The organism is Streptomyces sp. UC4497 (assembly GCF_054871485.1).
Genome location: NZ_JBTYHB010000013.1, coordinates 78860 through 91594 on the forward strand (window position 1 = coordinate 78860; position 12735 = coordinate 91594).

General features: G+C 71.6%; 14 protein-coding genes. 8 read left to right on the top strand and 6 right to left on the bottom strand.

All coding sequences use genetic code 11. The features are described 5' to 3' along the window. Window positions 1-38: 38 nt before the first annotated feature. Together ACYSUO_RS20035 and ACYSUO_RS20040 are read right to left on the bottom strand one after the other, a co-directional pair. Entirely contained in the window at window positions 39-509 is a 471-nt protein-coding gene (locus tag ACYSUO_RS20035; protein WP_461777531.1) for an SsgA family sporulation/cell division regulator, read from the bottom strand. Window positions 510-789: 280 nt separating this feature from the next. Next, window positions 790-996 carry a hypothetical protein gene (locus ACYSUO_RS20040; protein WP_306321985.1) on the bottom strand — a complete coding sequence of 69 codons (207 nt, stop codon included), beginning with the start codon at window positions 994-996 and terminating at the stop codon, window positions 790-792. A gap of 121 nt (window positions 997-1117) precedes the next feature. Here ACYSUO_RS20040 and ACYSUO_RS20045 point away from each other — a divergent pair, with 121 nt between their 5' ends. After that, complete coding sequence (locus tag ACYSUO_RS20045; protein WP_461777532.1) at window positions 1118-1591, top strand: peroxiredoxin; 474 nt, start codon at window positions 1118-1120, stop codon at window positions 1589-1591. A 58-nt stretch (window positions 1592-1649) separates the two neighbouring features. Here ACYSUO_RS20045 and ACYSUO_RS20050 read toward each other — a convergent pair whose 3' ends face one another. From ACYSUO_RS20050 to ACYSUO_RS20060, 3 genes are read right to left on the bottom strand one after another with little or no spacing between them, the layout of a single operon-like run. Continuing rightward, window positions 1650-3704, bottom strand: coding sequence for an iron ABC transporter permease (locus ACYSUO_RS20050; RefSeq protein WP_461777533.1), 2055 nt, complete (start codon window positions 3702-3704; stop codon window positions 1650-1652). A gap of 4 nt (window positions 3705-3708) precedes the next feature. Next, window positions 3709-4692 carry an ABC transporter substrate-binding protein gene (locus ACYSUO_RS20055; RefSeq protein WP_461777534.1) on the bottom strand — a complete coding sequence of 328 codons (984 nt, stop codon included), beginning with the start codon at window positions 4690-4692 and terminating at the stop codon, window positions 3709-3711. After that, a complete protein-coding gene (locus ACYSUO_RS20060; protein ID WP_461777535.1) occupies window positions 4689-5561 on the bottom strand; it encodes an ABC transporter ATP-binding protein in 873 nt (290 codons plus the stop codon). The genes ACYSUO_RS20055 and ACYSUO_RS20060 overlap by 4 nt, the downstream gene beginning before the upstream one ends. Window positions 5562-5704: 143 nt before the next feature. On the opposite strand from ACYSUO_RS20060, the gene ACYSUO_RS20065 reads away from it, so the two are divergent. From ACYSUO_RS20065 to ACYSUO_RS20085, 5 genes are all read left to right on the top strand, one after another. Continuing rightward, window positions 5705-6262, top strand: coding sequence for a Dps family protein (locus tag ACYSUO_RS20065; protein ID WP_461777536.1), 558 nt, complete (start codon window positions 5705-5707; stop codon window positions 6260-6262). 131 nt (window positions 6263-6393) lie between these two features. After that, the gene (locus tag ACYSUO_RS20070) at window positions 6394-6573 is read left to right on the top strand and encodes a hypothetical protein (RefSeq protein WP_461777537.1); all 180 of its coding nucleotides are present in this window, start codon (window positions 6394-6396) and stop codon (window positions 6571-6573) included. A gap of 148 nt (window positions 6574-6721) precedes the next feature. Further along, window positions 6722-7210 (top strand): HPP family protein, encoded by a 489-nt coding sequence (locus tag ACYSUO_RS20075; protein ID WP_461777538.1) that lies wholly within the window; start codon window positions 6722-6724, stop codon window positions 7208-7210. 214 nt (window positions 7211-7424) lie between these two features. After that, entirely contained in the window at window positions 7425-9059 is a 1635-nt protein-coding gene (gene abc-f, locus ACYSUO_RS20080) for a ribosomal protection-like ABC-F family protein (protein WP_461777539.1), read from the top strand. A gap of 81 nt (window positions 9060-9140) precedes the next feature. Next, window positions 9141-10793, top strand: coding sequence for an ABC-F family ATP-binding cassette domain-containing protein (locus tag ACYSUO_RS20085; protein WP_461777540.1), 1653 nt, complete (start codon window positions 9141-9143; stop codon window positions 10791-10793). Window positions 10794-10802: 9 nt separating this feature from the next. Here ACYSUO_RS20085 and ACYSUO_RS20090 read toward each other — a convergent pair whose 3' ends face one another. Beyond that, entirely contained in the window at window positions 10803-11537 is a 735-nt protein-coding gene (locus tag ACYSUO_RS20090) for a nitroreductase family protein (RefSeq protein WP_461777541.1), read from the bottom strand. 203 nt (window positions 11538-11740) lie between these two features. Here ACYSUO_RS20090 and ACYSUO_RS20095 point away from each other — a divergent pair, with 203 nt between their 5' ends. Both ACYSUO_RS20095 and ACYSUO_RS20100 read left to right on the top strand, forming a co-directional pair. Further along, complete coding sequence (locus tag ACYSUO_RS20095) at window positions 11741-12070, top strand: hypothetical protein (RefSeq protein WP_461777542.1); 330 nt, start codon at window positions 11741-11743, stop codon at window positions 12068-12070. Window positions 12071-12148: 78 nt separating this feature from the next. After that, entirely contained in the window at window positions 12149-12730 is a 582-nt protein-coding gene (locus ACYSUO_RS20100; protein WP_461777543.1) for a carbonic anhydrase, read from the top strand. The last annotated feature ends 5 nt before the right edge of the window (window positions 12731-12735 follow it).

Consider the following 12735-nt stretch of genomic DNA (forward strand, 5'->3'; position numbering starts at 1 on the left):
GGGCCGAGGATCACACGAAGGGCGCAATACGCGGGTTATCACGCATTCCCGGCCTCCCCGGGTCGCCCCCTCTCGTCGAGGAACAGCTCCAACTCCCGGTCCATCGCGCCCTGGTCGGCCTCCGCGCCGAACGGGACGAGGGCGTGGCTGCGCTCCAGATAGGTGAGCAGCGCCCGGTGCCCCATCACGAAGCGGACGGGTTCGCCAGCGCGTGCGTCGCGGATCTCGATCTCCACGCCGAGGGGCTCGCCCTCCTGCGCCACGGGCCGCACCGTCACGTCGCCGATACCGGCCGCGCCGCTGAGACCGGCGGAGAGCAGATCGCGGGACAGCACCCAACTCCCGCCGCGCGCCTGCCCTTTGGGAACGACCATCCGGACGACCAGGGGGTCGTCCGCGGTGTACTGCAACTGGACCTCGCACGCGAGCCGCTCGCCGTCCGGGTAGGCGATGACTCCCGCCGCCAGCGCCTCCAGGCGCCCATACGTGTGCCGTTCGTCAGGGCTCACCCTGACCCACCTCATCCCTGCTGTCGCACCTGCGCGGGAGCACTCATCACTCCTTGCCCCGCACCCGGCGGCACTGCCGGACACGTGGGTCGCCCGGCCCATCACCGCTCCCGCCGGACTGTGCTGTGTCGCCCGACAAGGGCGACATTCCAAACCTTAGGCCAAGGGGCATACAACCCGTGGCATATGCGTGAATGACCCGACGGCCTTCACAACCAGTTCGACGCGAGGGGCGGGCACCGCAGGAACGTTCGATCACACCACTCCCCCGCGGCGTCGATCAGACGTCGTCCTCCGCACCGGGCAGGTGGGTGTCACCGTCCGACCAGTGGTTGATCCAGCCACAAGCGCCGCACGCATAGCGGCCGTTGATGCCCGCCACCACGGTTCCGCAGCCACCGCACTGCTTCTCGGTGACCTGCTGCCCGGAGAGAAAGGCGGCAGCGGCCACTGCCGTCTCCACGTTCTGGTCATGCGACACGTCCATGAGCCGCCCCTACCCAGCTTGCACCGGCTCAACATCCCTGGGGCACATTCTGTTCGGTACTACTTACCGTCCGGTATACGTGGACGACACACGCGTCCACTGTCGAGCCCTGGGAGGCCCCATGCCCACGTCCGCCCGGATCCACGCCGGATCCGTCGTCGAGGACTTCACCCTGCCCGACGAGACGGGGGCGCCCACCTCGCTGTCGTCCCTGCTCTCCGAGGGGCCGGTCGTGCTCTTCTTCTACCCGGCCGCGCTCACCCCCGGCTGCACCGCGGAGGCCTGCCACTTCCGGGATCTGGCGGCGGAGTTCGCGGCGGTCGGCGCGCGCCCGGTGGGGATCAGCTCCGACGCCGTCGAGCGTCAGCGGGAGTTCACGCAGCGGCACACGCTCGGGTTTCCGCTGCTGTCCGACCCGGAGGGCGAGGTGCGCGGCCGGTTCGGGGTGGCGCGCGGCTTCGGCCCGTTGCCGACCAAGCGCGCCACGTTCGTGATCGGCACCGATCGGCAGGTGCTCGAGGTGGTCCGCAGCGAGTTCAGGATGAGCGCGCATGCGGACCGGGCTCTCGAGGTGTTGCGTACGAAGGCGGGTTGAGGAACCGTCTGCCCGGCGTCCGGAGCCGCCGGGCAGGCGCGAAGTTCGACACCAGCCTCTAACGCCGTCCGCGCACCAGCAGGTACACGAAGTACGGCGTGCCGACGACGGCCGTCATCAGGCCCGCGCCCAGCTGCGCCGGGGCGATCACGGAGCGGCCCAGCAGGTCCGCGAGACAGACCAGGGCCGCGCCCAGGAGCATCGCGACGGGCACGACGCGCACGTGCCTGCGCCCGACCAGGGCGCGGGCAGCGTGCGGCGCGACGAGGCCCACGAAGCCGATCGTGCCCGCGGCGGCGACGGCCGTGGCGCTGAGCAGCACGCTGAGCACCAGGAAGCCGAGGCGACCGCGCGCGAGGTCGAGGCCGAGGAGGCGGGGCGTGTCCCCGTCGAGGGAGACGAGGTCGAGCTCCTTGCGCCGGGCGACCGCGATGACGGCGCCGACGACGAGCACGGCCGCGACCGGCAGTACGTCCGGGAAGCTGCGCCCGTACGTCGAACCGGACAGCCACACCAGGGCCTTGGTCGCGCTGAACCGGTCGGTGAGCACGATCAGGAGACTGATCAGGGCCGCCGTCCCCGACGCCGTGCCGATGCCGATCAGGACGAGCCGGCTCTGCTGGAATCCGCCCTTGGCGGCGAGGCCGAAGACGATCGCGGAGGTGACGCCCGCGCCCGCGAACGCCGCCGCGGCGATGGTCCACGAACCGGCGCCGGGCACCGTGGTGACCAGCAGGACCGCGCCGAGCGCGGCGCCGCCGGAGACGCCGAGGACGCCGGGTTCCGCGAGCGGGTTGCGGGTCACGGACTGCACGAGGGTGCCGGACAGGGCGAGCGCCGCGCCTGCGCACAGCGCGGCCAGGACGCGCGGCACCCGGGTGTCGAGGACGAACGTGATGGCCTGACCGGCCTGTCCGCCCGCCCAGTTGACGACGTCGCCGAGGAGCAGGGCGCTGTCGCCGAGGAGGACGCCCGCGACGGCCGTGCCGATCAGCACTGCCGCCAGGCCGGCCACGGTGACCGCGAACACCTTGCGGTTCGGGATGCGCAGCCGGTCGGGGGGCGCTGCGGCCTCCCCGTCGCGCAGCCGCAGCGCCATCACGACCAGGAACACCGCGCCGACGACGCTGGTGACCACGCCCGTCGGCACGGTGACCGCGACCTGGGCGGAGGTCACGGCGCGCAGCAGCAGGTCGGAGCCGAGCACGAGGGCGGCGCCGACGAGGCCCGCGACGGGGATGCGCACCCGGTGCCGTACGAGCGAACGCACGCGGCGGGCCACCGGCCTGACCAGGGCCGGGGCGCACAGGCCCACGAAGCCGATCGGTCCGGCCAGGGTGACGGCGGCCGCCGAGAGGAGCGCGGCGAGCACGACGGCGGTGACGCGGGTGCCGCGCACCGGGATGCCGAGGCCGCGCGCCGCGTCGTCCCCGAGGGCGAGACCGTCGACGCGGCGGGCGAGCAGCACGAGGCCGAGGAGCGCGACGACCACGAGGGGCGCCATGCGGGCCACACCGGCGAAACCGTTCTGGGCGATGCTGCCCTGGTTCCACTGGTAGAGGCCCTCGGTCTGTTCGGGGAAGAGCAGGATCAGCGACTCGGTGACGGCGTTGAGGCCGAGGGCGAGGGCGCTGCCCGCGAGGACCAGGCGGACGGTGGTGGCGCCGCGTCCGGCGAGGCCGAGCACGACGGCCGCCGCGGCGAGTCCGCCGACAAGGGCGACGGCGGAGGACGCGAACACGGAGGCGGTCGCGCCGGTGGCCGCGAGCACGCCGAGCGCCAGGTACGAACCGGCGTTGACGGCGAGGGTGTCGGGCGAGGCGAGCACGTTGCGGCTCACGGCCTGCAGCACGGCGCCGGCCGCGCCGAGCGCCACGCCGACGAGCAGTCCGGCCACCATGCGCGGCAGCCGGGAGGCGACGACGACGGAGGCGTCGCCCGCCTCGGCCTGCCCGGTGAGGGCCTGCCACACCTGCCGGGCGCCGACGTCGGCCGTGCCGTAGGTGATGTCGACGACGGCGAGCACGGCCACGAGCAGCGCGAGCCCGGCCGTCACCCCGACGGCGCCGAAGGACGGCGCCGTCAGAGTGCGGGGAGGTGCGGTGACGGCCACGTGCCTACTTCTTCGTCAGGGCGGCGACGACGCCGTCGATGTAGTGCTCCATCGACTTCGGTCCGCCGAACAGCCAGGTGCCGTCGGGCAGTCGGTGCACGTCGCCGGCCTTCACGAAGGGCAGCGACGTCCACACGGAGTTGTCGGCGAGGTCCTTGGTGAAGACGTCGGAGCCGCCGGCCTTCTTGTTGCCGATGTACGTGAACTGCACGTCGTCGCCGAGCCCGGTGAGGCCCTCGACGTCGGTGGTGGCCAGGCCGTAGTCCTTGTCGCCCTTGACCTTCCAGGCGTTCTTCAGGCCGAGGTCCTCGTTGACGGAGCCGAGCAGCGAGGTGTTGGTGAAGGCGCGCACGGAGACCTGGTTGGAGGCGGAGTAGCCGTCGGCGGTGGCGATCCTCGAGCCGTCGGCGCCCGCGTCCTTGAGCGCCTTCTTGCCCTCGGCGAGCTTCGACTCGTACGCCTTCTTGGCGGCCTTGGCCTCGTCCTGCTTGCCGGTGGCCTTCGCGATGGTGTCGAGGGTCTCGAACATCGTGCCGACCTGGTCCGCGCCGTCGGCCGACTTGACCGTGAGGACCGGGGCGATCTTCTTCATCTGCTTGATCGCGGACGCCGACAGGTCGTTCGTGGCGATGATGAGGTCCGGGGTGAGGCCCGCGATGCTGTCCATGCTGGGCTCGCCCCGAGTACCGATGTCCTTGGGCGAGTTGGTGAGCGGCGCGGCGGTGTCCCAGGCCTTGTAGCCCTTGACGTCGGCGACACCGGCGGGGTCGACGCCGAGCGTGACGAGGGACTCGACGACGTTCCACTCGGTGCCGACGACCTTGGTGGCCGGGCCGTCCAGGCTCACCTTGGAGCCGTCCGCACCGGTCAGGGTGATCTTCTCGGCCGTGATGTCGGGATCCGTCTGAGCGGGCTCGGACGTGCCACAGGCGGAGAGGACGAGGGCCGCTGCGGCGGCCGATGCGGCGACGATCAGGGGGCGTCTCATGAGGTGCTCTGGAGCCTTTCGCTTCTGCTGTGGTGACGGCCTATCGCGCGGGTGCGCAGCCGTCCGGTGAAGGGGTCGGTGTCGACATCGACGCGGATGCCGTACGTCTCGGTGAGGCGCTCGGAGCGCAGTACGTCCTCGGGGGCGCCGTCGGCGATGACGCGGCCGTCGCTGAGCAGCGCGATCCGGTCGGCGACGGCTGCGGCCTGGTCGAGGTCGTGCAGGACGACGCCGACGGCGATGCCGCCGTCGTCCGCCAGGTCCCGCATGAGGTCGAGGAGTTCGATCTGGTAGCGCAGGTCGAGGTAGGTGGTCGGCTCGTCGAGGAGGAGCACGCCGGTCTGCTGGGCGAGGCAGCTCGCCAGCCACACGCGCTGCAACTGCCCGCCGGAGAGCTGGTCGACACCCCGGTCCGCGAGTGTCTCCACACCGGTCATCGCCAGGACCCGCGCGACGACCTCGGCGCCGTCGGCGTCGGCCTGCCCCCACCGTCCGCGGTAGGGGTAGCGGCCGAACTCGACGACGTCGCGCACGGTGAGCCCGCCCGGCGTGGGCCGGCTCTGCGTCAACAGGGCGACGCGGCGGGCGAACTGGCGGGCGGTGAGGTCGAAGCCGTCGGCGGCGTCGGAGGTGCCCGCGTCGAGGCTCAGCGTGCCGTGCCGGGGCTTCTGCAGCCGTGCGATGGTCCGCAACAGCGTGGACTTGCCGCTGCCGTTCGGACCGACGAGAGCGGTCACTTCACCGGGCTTGAGGACGAGGGCCGCGTCGTGCACGACGTCGACTCCGTCGTACGACACGGTCACATGCTCGGCCGACAGTTCGTGACCGCGCGGACGAGGGGCGCTACCTGCGCGTTCACCAGATCTCACGTGCTGAAGGTTAGCCTAACCTTACCCATCGGGGAACCCCGGGGGCCGCCTCCCCGACCCGGGCCGATCATGAATGGATCTCGCATGCGGGGTAGTCGGACAGTGCAGCTCATCAGCTCGAAGTCCGAAGGGAGACACGCACCATGGCTCTGCGGAGCAACCCGAAGTACACCGTCCCCGGTCTCGACGTGACCGAGGCGGGCGAGCTCATCGACATCCTGCAGCTGCGCCTGCACGCGCTCAACGATCTGCACCTCACGCTCAAGCACATCCACTGGAACGTCGTCGGACCGCACTTCATCGCCGTGCACGAGATGGTCGACCCGCAGGTCGACAAGGTCCGCGCGATGGCGGACGACGTGGCGGAGCGCGCCGCGGCGCTCGGCGGCGTCAGCCACGGCACACCGGGCGTGCTCGTCGCCGCGCGTACTTGGGAGGACTACAGCGTCGGCCGGGCGGACGCGATCGCCCATCTCGGCGCCCTCGACGTCGTCTACACAGGCCTGATCGAGGATGTCCGCAAGGCGGTCGAGCAGACCGGCAGGATCGACCTCGCCACCCAGGACCTGCTGATCGGACAGCTGCGCGAGCTCGAGAAGTTCCAGTGGTTCGTCCGCGCCCACCTCGAGACGGCGGGCGGCGCCCTGCGTACCGGCGACGCCGACACCGAGACGGAGGCGGCACACCAGGCCGTACGGTGAGGCCCACGGGCCCGATCGTGTGACTGCGCCCCGCCGGTGCACCCCGCGCACCACCCGGTGTGCCTACCGTGGGAGTTCGTCCATTGTTGAGTCGACGCGGCACAGCGCGGCGTCGACCGTGAGGAGCTCTCATGCCCGACGATTCCCTGTCCGACGAAGAGCCGCAGCGCACACGGAAGTTGGGCGTCGAGATGCGGCAGGTGTCGCTGGACGACGGCAGCGTGATGACGATCGTGTGCGACGCGGGCCTGTCCGAGGCGGATGTGCGCTCGCGCGCCACACGGATCGCGGAGGACAACCGACGGCAGTAGCGGGCCCGCCGTCTTCTTGAGCAGCGGGCCCGCCGTCTTCTCGTGCAGCGAGCTCGCCGCCTTCTTGCCTCAGAGGCAAGCAAAATGCCAGGGCTTCAACATTCTGTTTATGATCACCGGGCCCCCGCTTCCCCTGCCCGGAGATCGCATGTCCACGCCCCCGTCCGCCGTCCCCCGCCCCCATCCGCTGCACGCCCTGCGGGCCACCGTCTTCGCGATCGGCGCCCTGCTGGTGCTCGTCGGCGTCGGTGTGCTGCTGCGGCAGCCGCTCCTGATACCCCCGCTCGCCGCGAGCGCCGCCCTGGTGCACGGCGCGCCCGGGCTGCCGATCTCGCAGCCGCGCAATCTCGTCGGGGGCCAGCTGATCTCCGCCGCCATCGGGTTCGGGACGCTCGCGGTGACGGGGAGCAACGGATGGGGCGCGGCCGTCGCCGCCGGGCTCTCGCTGGGGGCGATGATGCTCACGCACCTCTCCCACTCCCCCGCGGCCGCCACCTCGGTGATCGTCGTGCTGCAGGCCCCGCACCCCGTCCCCTTTCTCGCCCTGCTGACCCTCGGCACCGCCCTGCTGGTCCTGATCGGGCTGCTGCCGGGCCGGATCGGCGGACACCCGGTCCGCTACCCGTTGAACTGGTGACCGCGCGTCCATAGCTGCTAGTGTTCTTGGACCTTTCGCCTCTTGAGGAGAACGAACATGGCGGTGGACGACGACATCTCCGGGTGATCACCCGGCTCTGACAGGCCAGTGGCCGGTGCGCTGACGCACCGCCTCGGTGGCCTCACAGTCGTCCCCTTTTCCTGTTCCGGGCAGCCGTATCGGCCTGCCCGTCTCCCACGTGAGGTCTGCTTCCGTGTCCGACGCTTCCGTCGTCTGCTCGAACCTGTCCTTCTCCTGGCCCGACGACACCCCGGTGTTCGACGGCCTGTCCTTCTCCGTGCCGTCCGGCCGCACCGGGCTCGTGGCCCCGAACGGCGCGGGCAAGAGCACCCTTCTCAAGTTGATCGCCGGTGAGCTGAGGCCCACCGGCGGCTCGGTGACCGTGCACGGTGTGCTCGGGCATCTCCCCCAGAACCTGCCGCTGGCCGGCTCGCTCACCGTGGCCGAGGTGCTCGGTGTCGCCGAGATCGTGCGGGCCCTGGACGCCGTCGAGTCGGGGGACGTGAGCGAGGAGCACTTCACCGTCATCGGCGACGACTGGGACATCGAGGAGCGCACCCGCGCCGAACTCGACTCCCTCGGCCTCGGCGCCCTCGGCCTCGACCGGCGCCTCGACACGCTCAGCGGCGGGCAGATCGTCTCCCTGGGCCTCGCCGCCCAGCTGCTGCGCAGGCCCGATGTGCTGCTCCTCGACGAGCCGACCAACAACCTCGACCTCGACGCCCGCCGCCACCTCTACGACGTGCTGGAGCGCTGGAACGGCTGCCTGCTGCTCGTCAGTCACGACCGCGCGCTCCTGGACCGGATGGAGCGGATCGCCGAACTCCACCACGGCGAACTGCGCTGGTACGGAGGCAACTTCACCGCGTACGAGGAGGCGGTGGGCGCGGAGCAGGAGGTCGCCGAGAAGAACGTCCGCAACGCCGAGCAGGAGGTGAAGCGCGAGAAGCGGGAGATGCAGCAGGCCCGCGAGCGCGCCGAGCGCCGCGCGAGCAACGCCGCGCGCAACCTGAAGAGCGCCGGACTGCCCAAGATCTTCGCCGGGAACATGAAGCGCGGCGCCCAGGAGTCCGCGGGCCGGGCCGGGCAGACGCACGCGGCCCGCGTCGGAGAGGCCAAGGCGCGCCTCGACGAGGCGGAGCGCGCCGTGCGCGACGATCCGCGCCTCGTCCTCGATCTTCCCGACACCAAGGTGCCCGCGGGCCGCACCCTCGTCCTCGCCGAGCACGCGCAGGTCCGCCGGGGCGAGCAGGACCTGTTCGCCGACGGGGGCGTCGACTTCTCGGTGCGAGGTCCTGAGCGCATCGCGCTGACGGGCCCCAACGGGGCGGGAAAGACCACCCTGTTGCGGCTTGTGAGCGGCGATCTCCAGCCGAGCGGCGGCAGCGTGAAGCGGGCCGACGGCCGGATCGCCTATCTGTCGCAGCGTCTGGACCTGCTCGACCCCGAGCGCACCGTCGCGGAGAACTTCGCCGCGTTCGCGCCGGGGCGCCCCGAGGCGGAGCGGATGAATCTGCTGGCCCGCTTCCTGTTCCGCGGCCCGCGCGCCCAGCTGCCGGTCGGGGTGCTCTCCGGCGGGGAGCTGCTGCGGGCCACCCTGGCCTGCGTGCTGTGCGCGGAGCCGGCCCCGCAGCTGCTGCTCCTCGACGAGCCGACGAACAACCTCGACCTGGTCGGCGTCGGCCAGCTGGAGAGCGCGCTCGCCTCCTACCAGGGCGCGTTCATGGTGGTCAGCCACGACGAGCGGTTCCTCGCGCGGATCGGCGTGGAGCGCGGGCTGCGGCTCGCGGGCGGCGGGCTGACCGAGGTGGGGGCGCCCGAGATGTGATCCGCCGGCGTGACGACATGGCCCGTCCCGAGGCGTACGCCCGGCGGGCCCCACGGCTTCACGTCGAACGGAACACACCTCATGCCCCAGCACGCCCTCATCGCCCACGAACTGACCCGCACCCTCGGCACCCGTCGTGTCCTCGACGGTGTGTCACTCACCGCCGCTCCGGGCCGCCGCATCGGCCTGATCGGCGAGAACGGGGTCGGCAAGTCGACTCTGCTGCGCCTTCTCGCCGGCGTCGACACGCCCGATTCGGGCAGTGTCGTCCGGCCGCCCGACCTCGGCTTCCTCCAGCAGGAGGCGCCGTACGACGCCACGACGACGATCGCGGACGTGCTGGACGACGCACTGCGCGAGACCCGGGCCGAACTCGCCGAGCTCGACCGGCTCGGCGATCGGCTCGCCCAGACCCCGGAGGACTCCGCCACCTACGCCGAACTGCTCGACACCTATGGCCAGTTGCTCGAGCGCGCCCGGGAGCACGAGGCGTGGGACGCGGACCGGCGTGCCGAGATCACCCTCGCCGGTCTCGGCCTCGGGGCGTTCGCGCACACCCGCACCCTGGGTTCGCTCTCCGGCGGCCAGCGCGGACGGCTCGCCCTGGCCGCGCTGCTCGTGCGCCGTCCCACCGCGCTGCTGCTCGACGAGCCGACGAACCATCTCGACGACGACGCCGCCCTGTTCGTGGAGGAACAGGTGCGGGCGCTGCCGGGCGTGGTCGTCCTCGCCAGCCACGACCGGGCGTTCCTCGACGCCGTCTGCACGGACCTCGTCGACCTCGATCCGGCGGTGGACGGTCCCGTGCGGTTCGGCGGCAACTACAGCGCCTACCGCGCGGAGAAGCGGGCCGAGCGGGAGCGGTGGGAGCGGCGGTTCGCCGAGGAGCAGGAGGAATTGGCGGAGCTGCGGCACTCGGCCGGTGTCTCGGCGCGCCGCGTCGCACCCGACCGCGGGCCGCGCGACAACGAGAAGATGGGCTACGGCAAGCGCGCCAACCGGGTGCAGAGCCAGATCTCACGCCGGGTCCGCAATGCCACCCGCCGCCTCGAGGAACTGGAACGCACACAGGTCGCCGCGCCCCCGCCGCCGTTGCGCTTTCGGCCCGACCGCCTCGCCGACATGTCCGCCGCTGACATGTCGGTCGAAGACATCGACGAGCCGCTCGTGTCCCTGCGGGCGGTCGATGTCCCCGGGCGGCTCACCCTGGGCCGGCTCGACGTGACACCCGAGGACCGCCTGCTGGTCACCGGCGCCAACGGCACCGGGAAGTCGACCCTGTTGGCGGTTCTCGCCGGGCAGCTGACGGCGCGGGGCGACACACACCGACGCCCGGGCCTGTCGGTGGGGCTGCTCGCGCAGGACTCCGTGTTCGCGCGGCCCGAGCGCACCGCCCGGGACACGTACGCGCAGGAACTCGGGTTCGCGCGCGCCGAGGCGATGCCGCTGGCCGGGCTCGGCCTGCTGCGCCCGGCCGACCTCGACCAGCCCGTGGGGCAGCTCTCGGTCGGCCAGCGGCGCCGGCTCGCGCTCGCGCTGCTCGTGGCGAATCCGCCGGAGCTGCTGCTGCTCGACGAGCCGACGAACCATCTGTCCCCCACGCTGTGCGACGAGTTGGAGGACGCGCTGGGCGCGGGCCCCGGCGCCATCGTCGTCGCCTGCCACGACCGCTGGCTGCGCGAGCGCTGGAAGGGCCGGGAGATCCGGCTCCGGCGGGAGACTCGCGAGGACTGAGCGCGCGGTCTACCAGCGGTTCCGGTGCAGCACCTCCGCGACCGGCCTGCGGCGCACCGGACCGAAGCGGCCGAGCGGCCAGCCGATCGGGATGGCGGCGAACGTCCGCATGCCGTCGGGGATGCCGAGCGCGGCCTTCCACTCGTCCTCCAGCATCAGGTGCCAGATGGTGATGTTGGCGGCGAGGCCGAGGCCGCGCGCGGCGAGCAGCAGGTTCTGTACGCCGGGGTAGACGCAGGAGCCCTCCGCGAGCGCCGCGAAGCGCTCCTGCGTGCTCGCCATCGCGGCGGCCGCCGTGGGGCCGAGCGCGGCGACCGAGGCCTGCAGTCCCTCCTCGTCGACGCGGGACGGCGGGAACTGGTAGCAGGGGATGACGAGCGCCGGTGTCTCGGCGAAGTGGTCGCGCTGGTACTCGATGGCTGCGACCATGCGCCCGTACGCCGCTTCGTCCATGCCCTCGGGCGCGTGCTTGCCGGTGGTCGCCAGATAGGCGTCCACACATCGTGTCCACAAAGGTGCCAGTTCCGCCATAACCACCGGGTCGGTGACCACGACGTACTCGTAACGCTGCATATTGCCGCCACTGGGCCCCCACACGGCCGCCTGAATCAGCCTTTCCAGCAGCTCGTCGGGAATGGGTTCCGGGCGCAGTCGACGCATGGCACGCATCGTGGCCATGGTGCCGAACAGGGCTGCGTCGTCGGCGACTTGGGGTGTGCCGGTGTCTGTGGTGACTTGATTCATGATCGCGAGTCTAGGGGTGTCATTCGCGCCAAAACACCCCCATCTTTCGCCCATCCTTCGAGCCGAAACACCCAGTTAACCCACGAGCCACCTTTGCAGAGTTAACCTGGCTCTTGACCAGCAGTTGACCTTACGTTGGCGATCTCTTGGTGAGAGATACGCGAGGGGGGAACATGTCCCGAGGTGGGAGGAAGCGCACGGCGATGGCCTTTGTCATCGCCCTGCTGCTGTCGCTTCCCCTCCTCGCATCCGGACATTCGTTCGCGTCCGCACATACCTCGGTCGCGAAGCCCGCCGACATCAAGGCCTGTCACGGCGAGGGGACGGAGCCCCAGGGTCCTGCCGAAGCGGTCCGCACCCGCGACCGCCATCGCACGGCCTCGGGCTCGACCCAACTGCCGTGCCCCTACGCCGAGTCACCCGCGCCGGACGTCACCGAGGCGTCGGCCACCGCTCCGCACGCCTCGTACGCCCGCCCGGAGAGATCCATCGACGAGCTGACAGCGGCGTCCCTTCAGGTCTTCCGCTGCTGATTCCCGACAGCTGTTGTTTTCCCACCTGTCCTGCCCGTCCGACGCGCCATACCGGCGCGCCAGGAGGAATCACCACACATGCAGCCCCTCATCGACAACGCCCGCACGTTTGGCCAGCGCCCTGAGGAGTTCGCCAGTCACGCCGACGGCCAGTCCCCGCAGGTCCTCTTCATCACCTGCTCCGACTCTCGCGTCGTGCCGGCCCTGATCACGGGCGCGCGCCCCGGTGAGCTCTTCGAGCTCCGCACCGCGGGCAACATCGTGCCCCCGTACGCCGGCGACACCCCCTGCGGGGAGACCGCCACCATCGAATACGCCGTGGAAGTCCTCGGCGTCCAGGACATCGTCGTGTGCGGGCACTCGCACTGCGGGGCGGTCGGCGCGCTGGTGCGCGGCGACGACCTCGAGGCCGTGCCCGCCGTCCGGGACTGGCTCGCGCACGCCGCGGACGAGCCCGGAGGCTGCGACCCGGCCGACGTCACGGTCTCCTCGGCCGTCCAACAGCACGTCCTCGCCCAGCTGCTGCGGCTGCGCTCCTACCCGTGTGTGGAGCGCCGGCTCGCCGACGGCCGCCTCACGCTGCGCGGCTGGTACTACGAGGTCCACACCGGCGGCGTCCGCGAGCACCGTGTCGACACCGACACGTTCGAGACCCTGTGAGCGCC